General features: G+C 69.1%; 17 protein-coding genes. 13 read left to right on the forward strand and 4 right to left on the reverse strand.

The window, feature by feature from the left end:
• Positions 1 to 9: 9 nt before the first annotated feature.
• The 5 genes from V5F66_RS06260 to V5F66_RS06280 all read left to right on the forward strand — a co-directional run bounded on the left by V5F66_RS06260 (position 10) and on the right by V5F66_RS06280 (position 6,075).
• Positions 10 to 831, forward strand: coding sequence for an ABC transporter permease (locus tag V5F66_RS06260; RefSeq protein ID WP_012116019.1), 822 nt, complete (start codon positions 10 to 12; stop codon positions 829 to 831).
• Positions 832 to 839: 8 nt separating this feature from the next.
• Positions 840 to 1,709, forward strand: coding sequence for an ABC transporter ATP-binding protein (locus V5F66_RS06265; protein WP_394093478.1), 870 nt, complete (start codon positions 840 to 842; stop codon positions 1,707 to 1,709).
• Positions 1,710 to 1,809: 100 nt separating this feature from the next.
• Positions 1,810 to 3,702, forward strand: coding sequence for a sensor histidine kinase (locus V5F66_RS06270; protein ID WP_394093479.1), 1,893 nt, complete (start codon positions 1,810 to 1,812; stop codon positions 3,700 to 3,702).
• Positions 3,692 to 5,071, forward strand: coding sequence for a sigma-54-dependent transcriptional regulator (locus V5F66_RS06275; RefSeq protein ID WP_394093480.1), 1,380 nt, complete (start codon positions 3,692 to 3,694; stop codon positions 5,069 to 5,071). Before V5F66_RS06270 ends, V5F66_RS06275 begins: the two co-directional genes overlap by 11 nt.
• 146 nt (positions 5,072 to 5,217) lie before the next feature.
• Positions 5,218 to 6,075 (forward strand): beta-keto acid cleavage family enzyme, encoded by an 858-nt coding sequence (locus V5F66_RS06280; protein WP_394093481.1) that lies wholly within the window; start codon positions 5,218 to 5,220, stop codon positions 6,073 to 6,075.
• 149 nt (positions 6,076 to 6,224) lie between these two features.
• Here V5F66_RS06280 and V5F66_RS06285 read toward each other — a convergent pair whose 3' ends face one another.
• Positions 6,225 to 8,231, reverse strand: a complete 2,007-nt coding sequence (locus V5F66_RS06285) for a sigma-54-dependent Fis family transcriptional regulator (protein ID WP_394093482.1) — start codon at positions 8,229 to 8,231, stop codon at positions 6,225 to 6,227.
• A gap of 398 nt (positions 8,232 to 8,629) precedes the next feature.
• On the opposite strand from V5F66_RS06285, the gene V5F66_RS06290 reads away from it, so the two are divergent.
• From V5F66_RS06290 to V5F66_RS06320, 7 genes are all read left to right on the forward strand, one after another.
• On the forward strand, positions 8,630 to 9,637 hold the full coding sequence (locus V5F66_RS06290) for a thiamine pyrophosphate-dependent dehydrogenase E1 component subunit alpha (RefSeq protein WP_012116013.1): 1,008 nt from the start codon (positions 8,630 to 8,632) through the stop codon (positions 9,635 to 9,637).
• 29 nt (positions 9,638 to 9,666) lie between these two features.
• Positions 9,667 to 10,689: an alpha-ketoacid dehydrogenase subunit beta gene (locus tag V5F66_RS06295; RefSeq protein WP_394093483.1), complete on the forward strand. Its 1,023-nt coding sequence runs from the start codon at positions 9,667 to 9,669 to the stop codon at positions 10,687 to 10,689.
• A gap of 255 nt (positions 10,690 to 10,944) precedes the next feature.
• Positions 10,945 to 12,063 carry an acetoin dehydrogenase dihydrolipoyllysine-residue acetyltransferase subunit gene (locus V5F66_RS06300; RefSeq protein ID WP_394093484.1) on the forward strand — a complete coding sequence of 373 codons (1,119 nt, stop codon included), beginning with the start codon at positions 10,945 to 10,947 and terminating at the stop codon, positions 12,061 to 12,063.
• 90 nt (positions 12,064 to 12,153) lie between these two features.
• Positions 12,154 to 12,939 carry a glucose 1-dehydrogenase gene (locus V5F66_RS06305; RefSeq protein ID WP_012116010.1) on the forward strand — a complete coding sequence of 262 codons (786 nt, stop codon included), beginning with the start codon at positions 12,154 to 12,156 and terminating at the stop codon, positions 12,937 to 12,939.
• A gap of 14 nt (positions 12,940 to 12,953) precedes the next feature.
• Positions 12,954 to 13,304, forward strand: a complete 351-nt coding sequence (locus V5F66_RS06310) for a carboxymuconolactone decarboxylase family protein (protein ID WP_394093485.1) — start codon at positions 12,954 to 12,956, stop codon at positions 13,302 to 13,304.
• Between the two features lie 13 nt (positions 13,305 to 13,317).
• Positions 13,318 to 14,388: a 2,3-butanediol dehydrogenase gene (locus tag V5F66_RS06315; RefSeq protein WP_394093486.1), complete on the forward strand. Its 1,071-nt coding sequence runs from the start codon at positions 13,318 to 13,320 to the stop codon at positions 14,386 to 14,388.
• A 287-nt stretch (positions 14,389 to 14,675) separates the two neighbouring features.
• Positions 14,676 to 15,596, forward strand: coding sequence for an NAD(P)/FAD-dependent oxidoreductase (locus tag V5F66_RS06320; protein ID WP_394051293.1), 921 nt, complete (start codon positions 14,676 to 14,678; stop codon positions 15,594 to 15,596).
• 9 nt (positions 15,597 to 15,605) lie between these two features.
• Here V5F66_RS06320 and V5F66_RS06325 read toward each other — a convergent pair whose 3' ends face one another.
• From V5F66_RS06325 to V5F66_RS06335, 3 genes are read right to left on the reverse strand one after another with little or no spacing between them, the layout of a single operon-like run.
• A complete protein-coding gene (locus V5F66_RS06325) occupies positions 15,606 to 16,403 on the reverse strand; it encodes an ABC transporter ATP-binding protein (protein ID WP_394093487.1) in 798 nt (265 codons plus the stop codon).
• 2 nt (positions 16,404 to 16,405) lie between these two features.
• Positions 16,406 to 17,146 carry an ABC transporter permease gene (locus tag V5F66_RS06330; protein WP_394051295.1) on the reverse strand — a complete coding sequence of 247 codons (741 nt, stop codon included), beginning with the start codon at positions 17,144 to 17,146 and terminating at the stop codon, positions 16,406 to 16,408.
• Positions 17,147 to 17,204: 58 nt separating this feature from the next.
• Positions 17,205 to 18,200 (reverse strand): ABC transporter substrate-binding protein, encoded by a 996-nt coding sequence (locus V5F66_RS06335; RefSeq protein WP_394093488.1) that lies wholly within the window; start codon positions 18,198 to 18,200, stop codon positions 17,205 to 17,207.
• A gap of 326 nt (positions 18,201 to 18,526) precedes the next feature.
• On the opposite strand from V5F66_RS06335, the gene V5F66_RS06340 reads away from it, so the two are divergent.
• Complete coding sequence (locus V5F66_RS06340) at positions 18,527 to 19,375, forward strand: amino acid ABC transporter substrate-binding protein (RefSeq protein WP_049776017.1); 849 nt, start codon at positions 18,527 to 18,529, stop codon at positions 19,373 to 19,375.
• Positions 19,376 to 19,422 lie beyond the last annotated feature (47 nt).

Here is a 19,422-nt window from a genome sequence, read left to right on the forward strand (position 1 = left end):
GGCATCGCCATGCACACGTCCCGCCTGAAATCCGTGGCGGAGGGCCTTGCCGTGCCCGTCGCCGCCCTCGTACTGTGGCAGCTTGCCTGCTCGCTGGGGCTGGTGAACCCCATGGTCCTGCCCTCCCCGGCCGCGGTGGCCGTGCGCTGGTGGGCCTATCTCGCCCCCATGGAAGCCTATGACCCGGCCGCCGGCTCCTATCTCGCCTGGCTGTTCTCCGGCGAGATGATCCATGATGCCATCGGCTCCCTCACCCGCGTCGCCCTCGGCTTCTTCGTGGGGGCGGGCCTCGCCCTGCCGCTCGGCCTGTTCATGGGATCGAGCGACACCATCTACCGCCACATCAACCCCCTGATGCAGGTGCTGCGGCCCATCCCGCCCATCGCCTACATCCCGCTCTCCATCCTGTGGTTCGGCCTCGGCAATGCGCCGGCGGTGTTCCTCATCGCCATCGGCGCCTTCTTCCCGGTGCTGATGAACACCATCGCCGGCGTGCGGCACGTGGACGGCATCTATATCCGCGCCGCCCGGAGCCTGGGGGCGAGCCGCCTCACCATCTTCCGGCGGGTGATCCTGCCGGCGGCGACGCCCTATATCCTGTCGGGCGCGCGCATCGGCATCGGCACCGCCTTCATCGTGGTGATCGTGGCCGAGATGATCGCGGTCAACAACGGCCTCGGCTTCCGCATCCTGGAGGCGCGCGAATACTTCTGGTCCGACAAGATCATCGCCGGAATGTTCACCATCGGCCTCCTCGGCCTTGCCATCGACATGGCGGTGAGCCGCCTCAACAACCATCTGCTCCGCTGGCATCGCGGTCTGGAATCGTGAGGAACGCCATGTCCCTGCAGCCTGCCTCCGTCGAAGCCCTCACCGAGCGCGCCATGCCAGTCATCGAGCCCATCCTCGCGCCTGCTTCGCCCCACATCGTCGTCGAAGGCGTGGACAAGCGCTTCGTCGTCCCCGGCGGCGAGATCGTTGCCCTGAAAGACATCGACCTCACCATCAACCGCGGCGAGTTCGTGTGCCTGCTCGGCCCGTCGGGTTGCGGCAAGTCCACCCTGCTCAACGCCATCGCCGGCTTCTCCGCCCCCACCAGGGGCACCATTGAGGTGGATAAGCTCAAGGTGACCGCCCCCGGCCCCGACCGGGGCATGGTGTTCCAGGAATACGCGCTGTTTCCGTGGATGAGCGTGGCCGCGAACATCGGCTTCGGCCTCGAAATCAAGGGCATGAAGCGCGCCGACATCGACGCCCGCGTGGCCGAGCTGCTCGCCATGCTGAAGCTCACCGAGTTCCGCGACCGCTTCCCGAAGGACCTGTCCGGCGGCATGCGTCAGCGCGTGGCCATCGCCCGCGTGCTGGCGCTGGACAGCCCGGTGATGCTGATGGACGAGCCGTTCGGCGCGCTCGATGCCCTCACCCGCCGCTCACTTCAGGACGAACTCATCCGGATCTGGTCGGCCACGGGCAAGACCATCGTGTTCGTCACCCATTCCATCGAGGAATCCATCTACCTCGCGGACCGCATCGTCGTGCTCACCTACCGGCCGGGCACCATCAAGCGGGACATCAAGGTGGAGCTGCCGCGCCCGCGCGACAGCGCCTCGCCCGCCTTCAACGAGCTGAAGCGCGAGCTCTCCGCCCTCGTCACCGCCGAGCAGCACCGCTTCGAGGAGGTGGAACTCAAAGGCTTGACCACCGACTGAGCCGGGACGAGCATCCGCCGGCGCCTACCCTCGGGCGCCGGCTAAAGACAAGGACCGCGCCACGGCGGCCAAGCGGCCAGGGAGCCGACGGACCAGGACCATGCGCCCCGATCTCGCCACCGCAGCGCGCGCCATGCTCCTCGCCGTTCTCGGCGCGGCAGCACTGTTCGCCGTGGTGAAGGCGGGGGAGATGGCGGAGGCCCGCGTCGGCGAGCGCCTCGCCAGCGAGGCCCGCCACCGCAGCGAGATCTATGCCCAGAGCCTGGAGGGCGCCATCGAGCGGTTCGGCTATCTGCCCGCCGCCGCCGCCCTCGACCTCAATGTGCGCAGCGCCCTCGTCCAGCCCGACGACCCGAGGCTGATCGCCACCGTCAACACCTATCTGGAAACCCTCAACCGCGCTGCCGGGGCCAGCGTGCTCTATCTCATCGACCCCTCGGGCATGACCATCGCCGCGTCCAACTGGGACACGCGGGAGACCTATGTGGGCGTGGACTTCAGCTATCGCCCCTATTTCACCGAGGCCATGGCGGGCCAGGCCGGCCGGTTCTACGCCATCGGCACGCTGACCGGCGTGCCCGGCTATTTCATCAGCGCCCCGGTGGCGATCGACGGCAGGATCCGGGGCGTGGTGGTCACCAAGGTCAATCTCGACCCCTTGGAGGCGGTGTGGCAGGAAGCCGCCGACCGGGTGCTGGTGACCGACCCGAATGGCATCGTCTTCCTCGCCTCCGATACGCGCTTCAAGTTCCACGCCACCCGCCCCATCGATGCCGCCACCGCGCAGGAATTGAAAAAGACTCGCCAATACGGGCGCAAGACCTATCCGCTGCTCAATCTCGGCACGGTGGAGACGGTGGGCGGCGTGCCCCTGATCGCGGCCTCGGACGTGGCCCCTCACGGCCGGGTCATCGCCGACGACAAGCCCCTTGTCCCCTATGACTGGCACCTGCTGCTGTTTGCCGACGCCGCTGCGCTGGAGCTGGCCGGGCGCACCGCCCGCGTGGGCATGACGCTGGGCTTCGGCGTGCTCGGCCTCATCGGCCTCTATTGGTGGCAGCACCTCAAGCGCGCCCGCGAGAGCCTCGCCGCCCGCGCGGCACTGGAGGCCGCGCAGCGCGAGCTGGAAGCCAAGGTGGAGGCCCGCACCGCCGACCTCACCGCCGCCAACGGCCAGCTCGCGGGCGAGATCGAGGAACGCCGCCGCGCCGAGGCGGAGCTGCGCGCCGCGCAGGACGAACTGGTGCAGGCCGCCAAGATGGCGACCCTCGGCCAGATGGCGGCCGGCATCACCCATGAGCTGAACCAGCCCCTCACCGCCTTGCGCGGCCTCGCCGACAATGCCGGCAAGCTTTTGGAGCAGGGGCGCGAGGAGGAGGCGCAGGCCAATCTCGGCCGCATCACCGCCATGGTGGACCGGCTCGGCAAGATCACCGGGCAGTTGCGCGCCTTCGCCCGCAAGAGCAGCAGCGAGACGCTGCCGGTGGACGTGGCGGCGGCGGTGGCCGAGAGCCTCGCCATCCTCGCCCCGCGCATCCGCGTCGCCGGCATCGGCGTCCAGACCGACCTCGACGCGGCCGCTGCCACCGTGCGGTTCGAGCCCATCCGCCTGAGCCAGGTTCTGGTGAACCTCGTGGGCAACGCGCTGGACGCGGTGAAGGGCCGGCCTAGCGCCTGGGTCGGCCTTTCCACCCGGCGCGAGGGCTCCCGCATCGTCCTCAGCGTGGAGGACAACGGCCCCGGCCTGCCGGAGGCCACCCTCGCGCGCATCTTCGATCCCTTCTTCACCACCAAGCCGGCGGGCGAGGGGCTGGGGCTGGGCCTGCCCATCTCGCTCGCCATCGCCCGCGAATTCGGCGCCACCCTCACCGCCCGCGCGCGGACAGGCGGCGGCCTCGCCTTCGATCTCGTCATGGAGGCTGCGGAGAGCGCGGACGCGGTCCCGCCCCAGCCGGAAAGATTGCGCCACGAAAGGACGCACCATGTGTGCTGAGCGCGCCCTCAAGTCCACCCCCGCCCCGCACTCGGCCGCCCGGCCCCGCGTGGTGCTGGTGGACGACGAGGAGATGATCCGCATCACCATCGAGCAGACGCTGGAACTGGCCGGCATCGCGGTCGAGACCTTCGACAGCGTGGATGCGGCCCTGCCCGCCATCGGCCGCGACTTTCCCGGCGTGGTGGTGAGCGACGTGCGCATGCCGGTGCGCGACGGGCTGGAACTGCTGGCGGACGTGCGCCGGCGCGATCCCGAATTGCCGGTGGTGCTCATCACCGGCCATGGGGACGTAGCCATGGCGGTGAGCGCCATGCGCGAGGGCGCCTATGATTTCATCGAGAAGCCGTTCGTCTCCGACGCCTTCGTGGAGGTGGTGCGCCGCGCCCTCGACAAGCGCGCCCTCGTGATGGAAAACCGCCGCCTGCGCATGGCGCTGGACCGGGGCGAGGCGGGCGATGCCATCGAGCGCTGCCTCGTCGGCCAGTCCCCCGCCATCCGCCGGCTGCGGGACGACGTGGCCCAGCTCGCCTCCACCAGTGCCGACGTGCTGGTGCTGGGCGAGACCGGCGCCGGCAAGGAGCAGGTGGCCCGCGCCCTGCACGAGGGCGGATCGCGGCGCGACAAGCCGTTCGTGGCGGTCAATTGCGGCGCCATCCCCGAAAGCATGTTCGAGAGCGAGATGTTCGGCCACGAGGCCGGCGCCTTCACCGGCGCCGGCAAGAAGCGCATCGGCAAGATCGAGCACGCGAGCGGAGGCACCCTCTTCCTCGACGAGGTGGAGAGCATGCCGCTCGCCATGCAGGTCAAGCTGTTGCGCGTGCTGCAGGACCGCAAGATCGAACGGCTCGGCTCCAACACCGCCGTGCCGGTGGACCTGCGCGTGATCGCCGCCACCAAGGAGGACCTTGCCGCCCTCGCCGACGCCGGCCGCTTCCGCAAGGATTTGTGCTTCCGCCTCGATGTGGTGAAGCTGGTGCTGCCGCCTTTGCGCGAGCGGCGGGAGGATATTCCCCTGCTGTTCGAGCTGTTCGTGGTGCAGGCGGCGGTGAAGTACCAGCGGCCGGTGACGGAGGTGCCGCCCTCGCTGCGCCGTGCGCTCATGCTGGCCGACTGGCCGGGCAACGTGCGCGAGCTGAAGAACGCCGCCGAGCGCCACATCCTGGGCTTCCTCGCCCCCGATTTCGCCGCCGGCGGGGCCGCGACCCCCGGCCTCAACGAGTTGCTGGACCGGGTGGAGCGCCTCGTGATCGAGGATGCGCTCAAAGCGTCGGGCCAGCGCATCTCGGCGGCGGCGCAGGCCCTCAACATCCCCCGCAAGACCCTCTCCGACCGCATGAAGCGGCTCGGCCTCACCGCCGCGGAGTGACCCTCGCGGTTTTCGGACAGTTTCGAGACTCTGCTTTCCCGTGCCTTCGGGCCCGGTATCCACTCCTGCCGCAAGCGTCCCTCCCCTCCCGCCCTCGCGGGGGCAGGGAGGTCCGCCGTCGCTGAAAACGCCCTGGAAAGCCGCCCATGACCAAGACCGCCGCCGATCCCGCGCCCGTGTCCGCTTTCGACTGGCCGCCCCTCATCGTCGCCAACGCCCCCAACGGCGCCACCCGCACCAAGGCGGACCACCCGGCCCTGCCCATGACCGCGGCGGACCTTGCCCGTGCGGCCGCCGAGAGCCTGGAGGCCGGCGCGGCGCTGCTGCATTTCCATGTGCGTGACGCCGAGGGCCGCCACCTGCTGGATGCCGACGCCTATCGCGACGCCTCGGCTGCCATCCGCGCGGCGGTGGGCGATCGTCTGGTGCTCCAGATCACCTCGGAGGCGGCGGGCCGCTACAAGGCGCCGGAGCAGATGGCGGTGGTGCGCGACGTGAAGCCGGAGGCGGTGTCGCTGGCGCTCCGGGAGATCATTCCCGATGAGGCGGCCGAAACGGCGGCGGCGGATTTCTTCGCCTTCGTGCGGCGCGAGCGCATCTTCACGCAGATCATCCTCTACAGCGCCGACGACGTGGTGCGCTATGGCGCCCTCAAGGCCCGCGGCGTGCTGGGCGAGGGGCAGGATTTCCCGCTGTTCGTGCTGGGGCGCTACACCACGGGACAGGTCTCCCAGCCCAGCGATCTTCTGCCCTTCCTCGCGGCGGGGACGCAGACGGCGCCGCTCTGGTCCATGTGTGCCTTCGGGCCGAAGGAGAACGCCTGCGCCACGGTGGCGGCGGGGCTCGGCGGCCACGTGCGGGTGGGCTTCGAGAACAACCTGTTTGCCCCTGACGGCACGGTTGCGCCCAACAACGCCGCCCAGGTGCAGCGCGCCTGCGACGCCGCACGCGCCCTCGGCCGCCCCCTCGCCAACGCCGACATGGCCCGCAAGCTGATGGCGTGAGTGCCACATGGCATGAGCGCTACCGGCGTTGAATCTCAGATAAGCCCGGCCGTCAGGACCGGGGCGCAACATGGACCCCTCCCCCGCAGGCGGGAGAGGGAGCAGACCGCGCCAGGCGAAACCGTCCGCTTTGAAGCTCCGGGCTGACCTCAGTTGCCCCCCTCGTCCCCATGCCGTGGCGAGGTGATCCCCAAGCGGCGCATGCGGCGGTGGATGGTGGTGCGGTCCACGCCCAGCGCGCGAGCCACCGCCGAGACGTTCCAGCGCTGGGCGGCAAGAAGCGCCAGCAGGGCGCCGCGCTCGTCCGGACTGGTGCCACCAGCCCCCATCCCGCCAACGGCAGAAGACCCGACGAGGAGCGCCACAGGCGCCGTCCCACACGGCCCAGTCGCCACCGGCGCCGCGTGGCGGATGCGGTCGGGCAGGTCGTCCCAGGCGATGACGGCGTCGCCTGCCACCGCGCAGGCATAGTCCAGCGCATTGGCCAGCTCGCGGATGTTGCCGGGCCACGCATAGGCGTGCAGCGCCGCCCGCGCTTCGCCCGACAGCTCGAACGGCACCCGCAGCACCCCGCCCCGCTCGGCCAGAAACCGCGCCACCAGCCAGTCGAGATCCGCGCGCTGGCGCAGGGCCGGCAAAGCGAGCACGCCGCCGCTGAGGCGGAAATAGAGGTCCTCGCGGAAGCGCCCGGCCTTCACCTCGGCGATGAGGTCGCGGTGGGTGGCGGCGATGACGCGGATGTTGACCGGCACCGGACGGGTACGGCCAATGGGCGTCACCTCGCGCTCGGCCAGCACCCGCAACAGGCGGGTCTGGAGGGTCAGCGGCATGTCGCCGATCTCGTCGAGGAAGAGGGTGCCGCCATCCGCCTCCATGACGAGGCCGCGCTTGCCCTTGGCGGCGGCGCCGGTGAAGGCGCCCGGCTCGTAGCCGAACAATTCGCCCTCGATCAGCGTCTCCGGCAGCGCTGCGCAGTTCACCGGCACGAACGGCTTGCCGGCACGACCGCTCGCGGCATGGATGGCTTTGGCCAAATGCTCCTTGCCGGTGCCGGTCTCGCCGCAGATGAGCAGGCTCATCTGGGTGTTGACGAGCTTGGCCGCCCGCGCCGCCACCTCCAGCATGGCGCCATCGCCGCAGGTGAGGGCTTCCAAAGGCTTCGGCAGGACCGGCGCGGGGGCAAGCGGCGAGGGCGAGGCGACACGCGCCGGCGGCTGCTGGGCCTGCGCGAACAAGGGCGTGCCGGAGAGGGCGAGGCGCACCATGCGCTGCGACGCCGGCCGCGACGGCATCAGGCGCGGCAGGTCGTCCACCTGGAGGTCGAAGAACTCGGACAGGGGTCGGCCGGCGAGCGGCCGCCCGTCGGCCAGGGCGGGGCGGCATTCCAGCTCGCGCATCATGAGCTGGCGGGTGCGGTTGTTGAAGCCGAGGATGCGGCCCGATCCATCCACCGCCAGCACATAGGCCGGGTCCACGTCGGCAAATTCCGGCGAGGGCGCGAGCTTCACGATCCATTCGCGGCGGAAGCGGTTGAGAAGGTGCGCCGTCTCGATCTTGTGGGCGACGGATTTGACGAACTGCAGCGCCAGATACTGGCTCTCCTTGGGCTGCGGCGAATGCAGCGCCGAGATGTCCAGCACCGCCGCCAGCGCGCCGCTGGGGTCGAACACCGGCGCGGCCGTGCAGGTGAGCGGGATGTGGGTAGCGTCGAAATGGTCGGACTGGTGCACCACCAGCGCCTCGCCGGTGGCGATGCAGGTGCCCACCGCGCAGGTGCCGGCATGCGGCTCGTTCCAGTCGGCGCCGAGATAGAGGCCGGCGCGCATGAGGTTGCTGTCGAAGGTGGGATCGCCGATGAAGTCCACCGTGATGCCCTTGGCATCGGTGAGCAGCAGCACGTAGCCGAGGCCCGCCACCTCGCGATAAAGCGTCTCCACCCCGAAGCGCGCCGTGTGCAGGAACTCGTCCATGGCCTCCTGATGCTCGCGCAGGCGGGCATTGGTAACGATGCACGGGTCGCGCAGCACCACCGGGTCAAGGTTGTGCTCGTTGACGCAGCGCCGCCACGACGCCTCGATGATGGCATCGCGGCGCGAGCCGTGCCCGCTCGCCGCGCGCACCAGCTCATCGATGTGCGCGGCCTGCTCCCGCTTCATGACGATCCTCCCAGACCGTTCCTTTTGCCGGAAGTCTCGCCCTGATCGGCGGCGGCGGCAAGGGGCGCGGCAAATGTGCTGGCGCGGGCTCCCTCAAGTCGTGCCGCAGCGCAGGCAATCCAATGCCAAGTCAAGGCTGCAACACCTGTGGCATTCGCCGCCACACCTGTGGCGCGCGCGCAGCAGTGGCGTACCGATGTTGCAATGCAATACGTAAGCGGAGCCAAGCTTTTTCAGAAAATCGGACAGTTGGCCCGCCCCTTGCTCAAGTCCCTCCAAGGCAAAAACAACGAGCCAAAGCAAATTCAACGGAGAGGATGCCCGATCGCTACCGCACCGGACATTCCGGTGGGAGCGGGGACCAACCGCCCTCCCCGTCCCTTAAGGAGGAGAAGAGCATGCCTGAGCCGACGCCAAGCGCTTTGTCCAACAATCCCATCCCGCTGCCGAAGGACCAGCTCCTCGAAGCCTATCGCACCATGCGCACCATCCGCGATTTCGAGGAGCGGCTGCATGTGGAGTTCGCCAAGGGCGATATCCCCGGTTTCGTGCACCTGTATGCCGGCGAGGAAGCCTGCGCCACCGGCGTCATGATGCACCTCACCGACATCGACCGCATCGCCTCCACCCATCGCGGCCACGGCCACTGCATCGCCAAGGGCGTGGACGTGGGCGAGATGATGGCCGAGATCTACGGCAAGGAGACCGGATCCTGCCGCGGCAAGGGCGGCTCCATGCACATCGCCGACCTCTCCAAAGGCATGATGGGCGCCAACGGCATCCTCGGCGCCGGCGCGCCTTTGATCTGCGGCGCCGGGCTTGCGGCCAAGTTCCGCGGCGACGGCGGCGTCGGCATCACCTTCTTCGGCGACGGCGCGGCCAACCAGGGCACGGTGCTGGAAAGCATGAACCTTGCCGCCATCTGGAACCTGCCGGTGATCTTCGTCATCGAGAACAACGGCTATGCGGAGGCCACTTCCGTCACCTACGCCACGGCTGTGGACAGCTACGTGGACCGCGCCACCGGCTTCGGCCTGCCGGCGGTGAGCGTGGACGGCACCGATTTCTTCGCAGTTCACAAGGCGGCCGGCGACCTCATCGCCAAGGCCCGCGCGGGCGGCGGGCCGGCGGTGCTCGAATGCAAGATGAACCGCTTCTTCGGCCATTTCGAGGGCGACAGCCAGACCTACAAGGCCAAGGGCGAGAACGAGTTCAACCGCGCCAACCGCGACTGCCTGAAGATCTTCGCCGATCGCGTCACCGCCGCCGGGGTGGTGAGCGAGGCCGAGATCGCCCTCCTCGACCGGGAGGTGGCAAGCCTCATCGACGACGCGGTCACCTCCGCCAAGGCGGCGCCCTTGCCGGCGGCGCGCGACCTGCTCAGCGACGTCTACGTCGCCTACTGATCAATCAAGATAATCCGGAAGGAAACACCATGGCTCGCAAGTTGAGCTTCAAGATGGCCATCAATGAAGCCCTCGATCTTGAGATGCGCCGCGACCCCAGCGTCATCCTGCTGGGTGAGGATATCGTCGGCGGCTCCGGGGCGCCGGGGGAAAAGGATGCCTGGGGCGGCGTGCTCGGCGTCACCAAGGGGCTTTATGCCAAGCACGGCAACCGCCTGCTCGACACGCCCCTGTCCGAGAGCGCCTATATCGGCGCGGCGGTGGGCGCGGCGGCCTGCGGCATGCGCCCGGTGGCGGAACTCATGTTCCTCGACTTCATGGGCGTGTGCTTCGACCAGATCCTGAACCAGGCGGCGAAGTTCCGCTACATGTTCGGCGGCAAGGCGACCACCCCGGTGGTCATCCGCGCCATGGTGGGGGCGGGTTTCCGCGCCGCCGCCCAGCATTCACAGATGCTCACGCCCATGTTCACCCATGTGCCGGGGCTCAAGGTGGTGTGCCCCTCCAATGCCTATGACGCCAAGGGCCTGCTGATCCAGTCCATCCGCGACAACGATCCGGTGATCTTCTGCGAGCACAAGAACCTCTACGGCCATGAGGTGGATGTGCCCACGGAGGCCTATGCCATCCCGTTCGGCGAGGCCAATGTGGTGCGCGACGGCAAGGACGTGACCATCGTCAGCTACGGCCTCACGGTCCACCGCGCCATGGACGCGGCGTCTGCCCTGTCGCGCCAGCACGGCATCGAAGCGGAGGTGATCGACCTGCGCACCCTCTCGCCCATCGACTGGGATACGGTGATCGAGAGCGTGGAGACCACCGGCCGCCTGGTGGTGGTGGACGAGGCCCATCCGCGCTGCTCCATCGCGACCGACGTCGCCGCCTACGTGGCGCAGCAGGCCTTCGGCGCGCTGAAGGCCGCCCCGCAGATGGTGACGGCGCCGCACACCCCGGTGCCGTTCTCGCCCACGCTGGAAGACCTTTACATCCCCACCGCCGACGCCATCGCCGGCGCGGTGCTGCGGACGGTCCCCCACGCGCTGGCAGCGTGAGGGGGGACCCGGGGCGGCTGAAGCGACGCCGCCCCCTCTCCCGCCCGCCGACACACCGTCATGCCCGGCCTTGTGCCGGGCATCCACGCCGGCCCGCTTGCCTAGACCTATCGAGGCAGTTCCCAGCCGCGGAGCGTGGATGGCCGGGACAAGCCCGGCCATGACGATACCCGTGAAACAGAGCAATCGAGAGCCGTTGCGACGGACCGTAACCCGCCTCGATCCGTCTCCCCAAACCCCTTTTGAGGAACCCCAATGCTGGACACCCGCATCAAGCCCATCGTCATGCCCAAGTGGGGCCTGTCCATGTCGGAGGGCAAGGTCACGGGCTGGCTCAAGCCGCCCGGCACCAAGATCTCCGTGGGCGACGAGATCCTCGAGGTGGAGACCGACAAGATCGCCGGCGTGGTGGAGGCGGGCGATGCCGGTATCCTGCGCCGCGCCATCGGCGCCCGTGACACAGTCTATCCGGTCAAGGCCCTGATCGGCGTCATCGCCGATGAAGAGGTGAGCGACGACGAGATCGACGCCTTCGTCGCCACCTATGCCGCCCCCGCCGAGGAGGACGAGGCGGCGGAGGAGAGCGCGCCGAAATACCAGTTCGCGGAGACCCCGTTCGGCCGCCTGCGCTATGCCAGGCGCGGCGATGGCTCCCGCACGGTGGTGCTCATCCACGGCTTCGGCGGCGATCTCGACAACTGGCTGTTCAACATCGACGCCTTGGCCGGCTCTGCCACCGTCTATGCCCTCGACCTGCCGGGCCATGGCCAGTCGGACAAGGCCGTCGGCGAGGCGAGCCTCGGCTGGCTGTCCGGCGCCGTGCTCGCCTTCATGGACAAGACCGGGATCGAGAAGGCCCATCTGGTCGGCCATTCCATGGGCGGGGCGGTGGCCATGCGCACCGCTCTGGACCAGCCGGGGCGGGTCGCCTCCCTCGGCCTCATCGGCTCGGCCGGGCTCGGAGCCGAGATCAACAGCGGCTACACGGATGGCTTCGTCGCCGGATCGTCCCGTCGCGACATGAAGCCGGTGCTGGAACAGCTGTTCCACGATCCCGGCACGGTCACCCGCCAGCTGGTGGAAGACATCCTGAAGTACAAGCGCCTCGACGGGGTGGACGACGCCTTGCGCGCGCTCGCCGCCAACCTGTTCCCGGCCAGCCGCCAGAGCGAGATCCTGGCCGAAAAGCTGAAGCCGACGGATGTGCCGGTGCTCGTCATCTTCGGCGCCAGCGACAAGGTGATCCCGCCCGCCCATGCCGGGGCTCTCGGGGACCGCGCCCGGGCCGAGGTGCTCGGCGAGGCCGGGCACATGGTGCAGATGGAAAAGGCCAACAAGGTCAACGAGCTGCTCCTGGACCACATTGGCCGCTGACCGCTCGTCCACCGCCGCCGCAGTCCGGAAGTGGCCGCCCGAGAGGGCGGTCAACGGCGACGTGTGGCCAATCATAATCAAGGAGGAACCATGCCCAGCCTGAAGGACAAGAGCATCGTCATCACCGGCGCGGCCGGCGGCATCGGCGCCGCCATCGCGAAAGCCCTTGCGGCGGACGGCGCCCGCATCACTGTGGCCGACCTCTCGGAGCCCGCCGCCCGCGCGGTGGCCGGGGAGATCACGGCCGCCGGCGGCACCGCCATCGCGGTTGCGGTGGATGTGCGCCAGCGGGCGCAGGTGCGCGCCCTGCTCGATGAGGCCGTGGCCGCCCATGGCCGGCTCGACGTGCTGTTCAACAATGCCGGCGTGGCCCAGACCCGGCCCTTTCTCGACATCACGGAAGACGACTGGCGCTTCGTCACCGACGTGAATGCGCTGGGCGTGCTCATCGGCATGCAGGAGGCCATCAAGACGTTCAAAAGACAGGGCGGCGGCGGCAAGATCGTCAACACTGCCTCCATCGCCGCCAAGCAGGGCTACGAGCCGCTGGCCCATTATTGCGCCAGCAAGTTCGCCGTGGTGGCCCTGACCCAGGCGGCGGCACGGGCCTTCGGGAAGGATCAGATCACCGTCAACGCCTTCTGCCCCGGCGTGGTTGCCACCGACATGTGGAAGATCATCGACAAGGGCTTCCGCGACAGCGGCCTCACCAGCGCCGACAACGAGGCGTTCGACACCTTCGCCGCCGGCGCCGTGCTGGGCCGGCCCTCCACCCCGGCGGACCTCGTGGGGGTGGCGCGTTTCCTCGCCTCCTCCGCCTCCGACTTCATGACCGGCCAGTCCCTGCTGGTGGACGGCGGCATGGTCTTCACCTGAGCGGGAGAGCGGCGATGAGCGAGCAGTCGATATCGAACGAGCTGAAGTCCATGAACCTTCGGTTCGCCACCCTCGGCAAAGCCTTGCCCCAGGCCATGGGCGCGTTTCGCAACCTGATGTCGGAGGCGTCGAAGTCCGCGACCCTTTCGACCAAGGTCAAGGAGCTGATGGCGCTGGCCATCGCCGTGCACAAGGGCTGCGGCGATTGCATTTTGTTCCATGTTTCCAATGCCAAAGGCCATGGCGCCAGCCGCGAGGAGCTGGCCGAGACGCTGGCCGTGGCCATCGAGATGGGCGGCGGCCCTGCCGCCGTCTACGCCGGCAAGGCCTTGGCCGCCTACGACGCGCTAACCAACGATAAATGAAGGAGAAACGCCCATGAAGGCCGCCCGCTTCCACGCCCGGCGCGACGTGCGCGTCGAGGATATCCCGGCCCCGACCGACCAGCCGGGTCCCCGCCAAGTCCTTGTGAAAAATAGGTTTTGCGGCATCTGCGGCACGGACCTGCATGAATATGCCGCCGGTCCCATCTTCATCCCCACCCAGCCCCACCCCTACACCGGCGCCAAGGCCCCCCAGATCCTCGGTCATGAGTACGGCGGAACCGTTGTGGCTGTTGGATCTTCGGTCACCAACGTGGCGGTTGGAGACCGCGTCTCGGTGCAGCCCATGGTGTCCCCGAGGGATGATTATTTCGGCCAGCGCGGCCTCTATCAACTGAGCGAGAGCCTCGCCATAATCGGCCTCGCCTGGCCGTGGGGCGGCATGGCGGAATACTCGCTTGTCAATGATTACAACGTGTTCCGGGTGCCAGACAGCGTCAGCGACGCGCAGGCCGCCCTCATCGAGCCCACCGCAGTCACCGTCTATGCGGCCGAGCGGGGCGGCGTGAAGCCCGGCGACAGCGTCCTCGTCACCGGCGCCGGCCCCATCGGACAGTTGCAGGTGCTGGCGGCGCGGGCGGCCGGGGCGACCCGGATTTTCCTAAGCGATACCAACGACAACCGCCTCGCCATGGCCCGGCAGATCCTGCCCGACGTCATCACCCTCAACCCCCGCTCGGACAAAGTGCCGGAGGCCATCCGCGACCAGACCGAGGGCGGCGTCGGCGTGGACGTGGCGCTGGAATGCGTGGGTGCCGAGGCGGCGCTTGGCACCTGCATCGAGGCGGTGCGCCGGCAGGGGGTGGTGGTGCAGGTCGGCCTTCACGTGGGCAAGCCCGCCGTGGACGGATTCACCATCACCTTCAAGGACATCGATGTGCGCGGCTCGTGGTGCTACACGACCCTCATGTGGCCGCGCGTCGCCGCTCTCATCGGCAGCGGCATCCTGCCGGCGGAAAAGGTTGTGACCCGCCGCATCCGCCTCGACGAGGTGGTGGAAAACGGCTTCGAGGCCCTGCTCAGCCCCGCCGGAACGGAACTGAAAATCCTCATCGATCTTCAGTGACACCAACGGCCCACGAACCGCAGGGATGGGCCATGGGTGCCAGCCCGCGCGGCGCCTGAGCGCAGCCCTCTCGATGACGGTCGCAGACCGGCATCGTCGGCATAGGAGATGCGCTGGCCGGGGTGCCTCATCCCGCTCCGGCAAGCGCTTGGCCCGGCGGGGATGGCTCACCGTCCCCGCCGGGTGGCCGTTCCGACGGCTGCCCGACGGCCCCTGGCTAGCCGCAGCGATCCACCTCGCATAAGCTTTCGTATCCGGAATGGCGGTAACGACAGCGGCGGGAGCCCATGTTCGACGCGGTGATCATCGGCGGGGGGCCAGCTGGGGCGTCATGCGCCCTGTGGCTGAAGATGCTCGGCTTCCGCCCCTGCATCATCGAGCGCAGGCAGGTCCTCGGTGGCCTGCAGAACGATAATCCCTATCCCAACAAGTGGATGGCCCCGGTCCGCGACAAGACCGGATTCGAGGTCGCAGCCGACATCCATCGCCACGTGATGGAGCATGACATCGTCTGCCGCCTCGGCGAATCCGTCACCGCTCTTGAGGTGGTGGAGGGCGGCTTCCGCGTAACCACCGCGGGCGGCGAGACGCTGCTCGGGCGCGCCTGCGTGCTGGCCTCGGGAGTGCGGCCGGTGAAGGGCGGCTTCGCGGAATCCCATGAGGTGATCATCGGTCCCGGCCGTACCATGTTCAACGCGGATTTCGAGCGCCAGTCCGTCGCCATCCTCGGCGGCGGCGACAATGCCTTCGAGAATTACATCTTCGTGCGCAAGCGTGGGGCGGAACGCGTCACCCTTTATGCCCGCACCATCCGGGCCCGGCGCGAGTTCCTGGAGAAGGTGCCTCCGGCGGACGTACGCATCGGCACCTATCCGGTGGCACCCGAAATCCCCGAGGTGGCGGGCCGGCGCTTCGATCGCATCGTGGTGCTCTACGGCTGGGAGCCCTATCTGCCCTATGCCCGGCACCTCGACCTTGCCCGCGACCCGCGCGGCTTCGTGGAGACCAGCGCGGATTGCGAGACCTCCATCCCCGACCTCTATGCCATCGGCGAGATCGCCCAGCGCATGCATCCCTGCTGCGCCACCTCCATGGCGGACGGTGTGGTGGCGGCAAAGGCCATCCAGCGCACGCTGGAGCAGGACGCCGTGGCCCGCTTCGCCGAGCGGGTGCGCCGCGCGGCCGCTTCCGATCCGGTTCGCGGATAGGGGCTGGCTTCAGCGCGCGGCGGCGGGCTGGCCGAGGCTTTGGAGCACGGCCGGATCGTTGCGCAAGGGCGCGCCTGCCGTCACCGGCGCGGCGAGCGCTGCCGCCACCTCCGGCCGCTTCAGGAGGGCCGCAGCGGCCTCGAACACCGCTCCGGGCGCCGCCTCGGGCCGGATGGGCTTTTGCGGGAGATCCGCCACCACCCGCGCCGGGCGGGGGGACAGCACCACGATGCGGTCGGCGAGGCGCACCGCCTCGGTGATGTCGTGGGTGACGAACAGAGCCGCCGCCCCCGCCCCTTCCACCTCAGCCCGCAGCAGCGCCTGAAGATCGCCGCGCAGGCCCACGTCGAGGGCGGAGAAGGGCTCGTCCATCAGCACCAGGTCCGGCCGGAGCGCGAAGGCGCGGGCGATGGCGACGCGCTGCTGCATGCCGCCGGAGAGCTGCGCCGGCCGCTTGCCGAGATCGGCGGAGCCGAGGCCGAGGCGCCGCAGGATAGCCTGCGCGGCCGCCCGGCGCTCCGCCCTCGCCGCGCCAAGCGCCTTGAGGCCGAAGGCGGCGTTGTCGCTCGCGTCGGCCCACGGCATCAGCCGGGGATCCTGGAACACCATGGCGGTGCGCGCGAAGCGGTTGGCCACACGCCCGGCCTGTACTGCCTCGACACCGGCGGCTAGGCGCAACAGGCTGGTCTTGCCGCAGCCGGAGGGACCGAGCAGGACCACCAGTTCGCCGGACTTCACCGTCAGGTCGATGCCGGCCAGCACCGGCACCCCATCGAACGCAAGATGCAGCCGTTCCAGAGCCAGCATGATCAGGCCTCCGCCGGCGCGACGGCTGACCCCTCGCGCGACGCCCGCCAGCCGCGCAAGGGCGCCAGCAGCAGGGCATCGGCGACCAGCAACACGACCACCGCGAGCACGATCCACGCCATGGTGGCGGCGAGGTCGAAATGGGAGCGCGCGGTGGCGAGGCCGCCCCCGACCCCATCGGCCCCGCTCAGCACTTCCGCCATCACCGCCACCTTGAAGGAGAAGGCGAGCGCCGTGGCGAGTGCCGGCAGAAGGAAGTCCGCCAACCCTGGCAGCACAAGGTCGGTGAGGCGCTGGAGCGGCGGCGCGCGATAGAGCAACGCCATCTCGGTGAGGGCCGGATCGCGGCTGGCGACACCTTCCAGCGCGGCAAGGAAGAGGATGGGCGCGGCGGTGACGGCCACAGTGAAGCCCGCCGCAGCGCCGCCGGGACCGAACCACAGCAGCGCCAGCACCACCCAGGCGATGGGCGGCGTGCCCAGCAGCGCCGTGAACACGGGGCGGGACATGGCGCCAACCGGCAGCACCAACCCACCGGCAATGCCCAGCACCAGCCCCACCGCGCCACCCGCAAGGCACCCGCCGAGGGCATGGACCAGGGTGGCCAGAAGCGCCGGGCCGGCAGCGCCACTCACCACCAGTTGCACCATGGCCTGCCCTGTGTCCCGCAGGCTCGGCAGCACGAAGGGGCCGAACACCGAGGCACCCCACTGCCACGCGAGGGCGAGGAGGCCGAGGCCCATCCCTGTCCACGCCGCGCGCGCGGCGGCTGCGCGAAAGCCGGGGCGGGCCATCGGCGCCTCAGAAGTTCATGTAGAAGCTGTCGGGCGGCAGCTTGCCGGCCAATGCATCCGGCTCGAAGGCCAAAAGGGTCTCGTAGAAGGCGATGAGGCCGGCCTTCTGTTTCGCCGCCGCTTCCGCCACCACGTTGAAGTGGTCGAGGGCGTTGGCGAACATGTGGGCCTTCACGTCCATCTTCTGCTCGGCGAGCTGGCCTGCTTCACTCTTGTTGGCCATCACCCAGTCGCGGGCTCCGGGCAGGCCCGCACCGAGCGCCGCGATCAGCTCGGGGCTGTGCTCGATCAGGCGCTCGTGCACGGCGATGCCGGCCATGGGCAGGCCGAGGCCCTTGTGCTGCACCTTCCAGTCGTCCTGCAGGCTGATGGCGCGGTTGAGGATGCGGCCCTCCTTCTTCGCCATCAGGATGGCTGCGGTAGCCGGCGGCTCGGAAAGGATGGCGGTGGTGGCGCGCCCGGCGGCCAGCATCTGCGCCGCCTCCATGGGGGTGCGCACATAGGTGATGCTCATGTCCTTGTCCGGATCCATGCCGTAGCCCTTGGCGATGGAGCGGAAGACGAGGTCGGGCATGTCATTCTTGAAGAAGCCGACCAGCTCCTTGCCGGCAAGGTCCTTGAACGACTTGATGCCTTCGTCCCCCGACACCACGAACAGATGGCCCATGGACAGGATCGCGAACAGCTTCAGCGGCAAGCCGCGATTGGCGAGGTTCGCCGGCACATGGGTGGGGGTGGTGAACAGGCTGGTGCGGCCGGAGACGATGGCGGCGCGCAACTCGTCCGTGTCGCGCCACAGGCGGAAGGACGCGCCGGGCGCCACCTGGTCGAGCGCGCCGGACTGCAGCAGGCGCAGCAGCACGATGGTGGAGCCATTGGGCGCACCGAGGATTTCGAGCCCCTGCGCCGGGGCCGCCAGCGCCGGCAGATGCGGCAGGGCGAGGGCCCCGGCGGAGCCTGCGAGCGCGCCGAGCAGCGCGCGCCGATTGAGCAATCCGTTCATGGAAATTCCCCCGGAGAATGCAGGCGCCGAAACGCGAGGCGCGCTTAAGCTATATCCATGTAGATATAATAAATGACCGCCGCCACCAAGCCGACTTTCGCTCCGGAACACAGGCCCTGGTGACGCAGTCGGGCGGCGCCTCTCGAGGTCGGGTTCCCTGTTGGCGTGGGAGAAAGCGGCCGCATCCGATGGTGCCAACGACGCAGCTCTTGGCGGGACGCGCCGCGCACGGCAAGATCGCGCCGCGGGTGGGAGCTATAAGCAGACGTTTCGGGGGGACGGGCATGGCGACAGGAACCGGTCAATCAGCGCGTGGGAGTGCCCCCTTGCGCGGCCTGTGGGCGCCCCTTGCGGCGCTGGCGATCTTCGCGGCCTGTGCGGCCCCCGCCGGTGCCCAGACCCTCGACCGGGTGGCGGGCGGAGAAGCCTTTCGCATCGGCTATCGCCAGTTCGCCCCGCCCTATTCCTACGCCGCCGCCAACGGCCAGCCCTCGGGCTATATCGTGGACCTGTGCCGCGAGGTGGCGGACGGGGTGAAGCGGACGCTGAAGCTGCCGGCCATCAAGGTGGATTATGTGAAGGTCACCGCCGAGGACCGCTTCGAGGCGGTGCGCGACGGGCGCATCGACATCCTGTGCGAGCCGTCCTCCATGACCATGTCGCGGCGAGCGCTGGTGGATTTCTCCCTGCCGACCTTCCTCGACGGGGCGGGCGTCGTCACCCGTGGCGCGCCGGTGAAGGGGCTGGAGGACCTCAAGGGCAAGAAGGTGGGCGTGCTGCGCGGTACCACCACCGAGGAGACCCTGCGCTCCACCCTGGGCCAGATGCGCATCGCCGCCGACATCGTCACCGTCACCGACCATCCCGACGGGCTCAAGCAGCTCGCCGATGGCAAGCTCGACGCCTATTTCGGCGATCGCGGCATCCTCAACTACCTGATCGCCAACAGCCCGGCCGGCAACCGCCTCAGCCTCTCCGACCAGTATTTCACCTTCGAGACCTATGCCCTCGCCCTGCCCCGCGGCGATCAAGCGTTCCGTCTGGTGGTGGACGCGACGCTCGCGGACCTCTACCGCACCGAGCGCATCCGCGACATCTATGCCAAGAGCTTCGGCAAGTTCCCGCCGGACCAGTTCCTCAACGCGCTCTTCGTCATCAACGGCGTGCCAAAATAGCGCGCGGGCCGTCCGGGACAGTTTCCCCAGAGGCATATTTGTTGCAG

The organism is Xanthobacter versatilis, from assembly GCF_043193975.1.
Classification (GTDB): Bacteria; Pseudomonadota; Alphaproteobacteria; order Rhizobiales; family Xanthobacteraceae; genus Xanthobacter; species Xanthobacter autotrophicus_E.

Coding starts and splice junctions, on each gene's coding strand:
- V5F66_RS06305 (WP_012116010.1), top strand. CDS start 12,154: ATGCCCAGCCTGAAGGACAAGAGCATCGTCATCACCGGCGCGGCCGGC.
- V5F66_RS06320 (WP_394051293.1), top strand. CDS start 14,676: ATGTTCGACGCGGTGATCATCGGCGGGGGGCCAGCTGGGGCGTCATGC.
- V5F66_RS06265 (WP_394093478.1), top strand. CDS start 840: ATGTCCCTGCAGCCTGCCTCCGTCGAAGCCCTCACCGAGCGCGCCATG.
- V5F66_RS06285 (WP_394093482.1), bottom strand. CDS start 8,231: ATGAAGCGGGAGCAGGCCGCGCACATCGATGAGCTGGTGCGCGCGGCG.
- V5F66_RS06280 (WP_394093481.1), top strand. CDS start 5,218: ATGACCAAGACCGCCGCCGATCCCGCGCCCGTGTCCGCTTTCGACTGG.
- V5F66_RS06325 (WP_394093487.1), bottom strand. CDS start 16,403: ATGCTGGCTCTGGAACGGCTGCATCTTGCGTTCGATGGGGTGCCGGTG.
- V5F66_RS06300 (WP_394093484.1), top strand. CDS start 10,945: ATGCTGGACACCCGCATCAAGCCCATCGTCATGCCCAAGTGGGGCCTG.
- V5F66_RS06335 (WP_394093488.1), bottom strand. CDS start 18,200: ATGAACGGATTGCTCAATCGGCGCGCGCTGCTCGGCGCGCTCGCAGGC.
- V5F66_RS06270 (WP_394093479.1), top strand. CDS start 1,810: ATGCGCCCCGATCTCGCCACCGCAGCGCGCGCCATGCTCCTCGCCGTT.
- V5F66_RS06260 (WP_012116019.1), top strand. CDS start 10: ATGCACACGTCCCGCCTGAAATCCGTGGCGGAGGGCCTTGCCGTGCCC.
- V5F66_RS06290 (WP_012116013.1), top strand. CDS start 8,630: ATGCCTGAGCCGACGCCAAGCGCTTTGTCCAACAATCCCATCCCGCTG.
- V5F66_RS06310 (WP_394093485.1), top strand. CDS start 12,954: ATGAGCGAGCAGTCGATATCGAACGAGCTGAAGTCCATGAACCTTCGG.
- V5F66_RS06275 (WP_394093480.1), top strand. CDS start 3,692: ATGTGTGCTGAGCGCGCCCTCAAGTCCACCCCCGCCCCGCACTCGGCC.
- V5F66_RS06330 (WP_394051295.1), bottom strand. CDS start 17,146: ATGGGCCTCGGCCTCCTCGCCCTCGCGTGGCAGTGGGGTGCCTCGGTG.
- V5F66_RS06295 (WP_394093483.1), top strand. CDS start 9,667: ATGGCTCGCAAGTTGAGCTTCAAGATGGCCATCAATGAAGCCCTCGAT.
- V5F66_RS06315 (WP_394093486.1), top strand. CDS start 13,318: ATGAAGGCCGCCCGCTTCCACGCCCGGCGCGACGTGCGCGTCGAGGAT.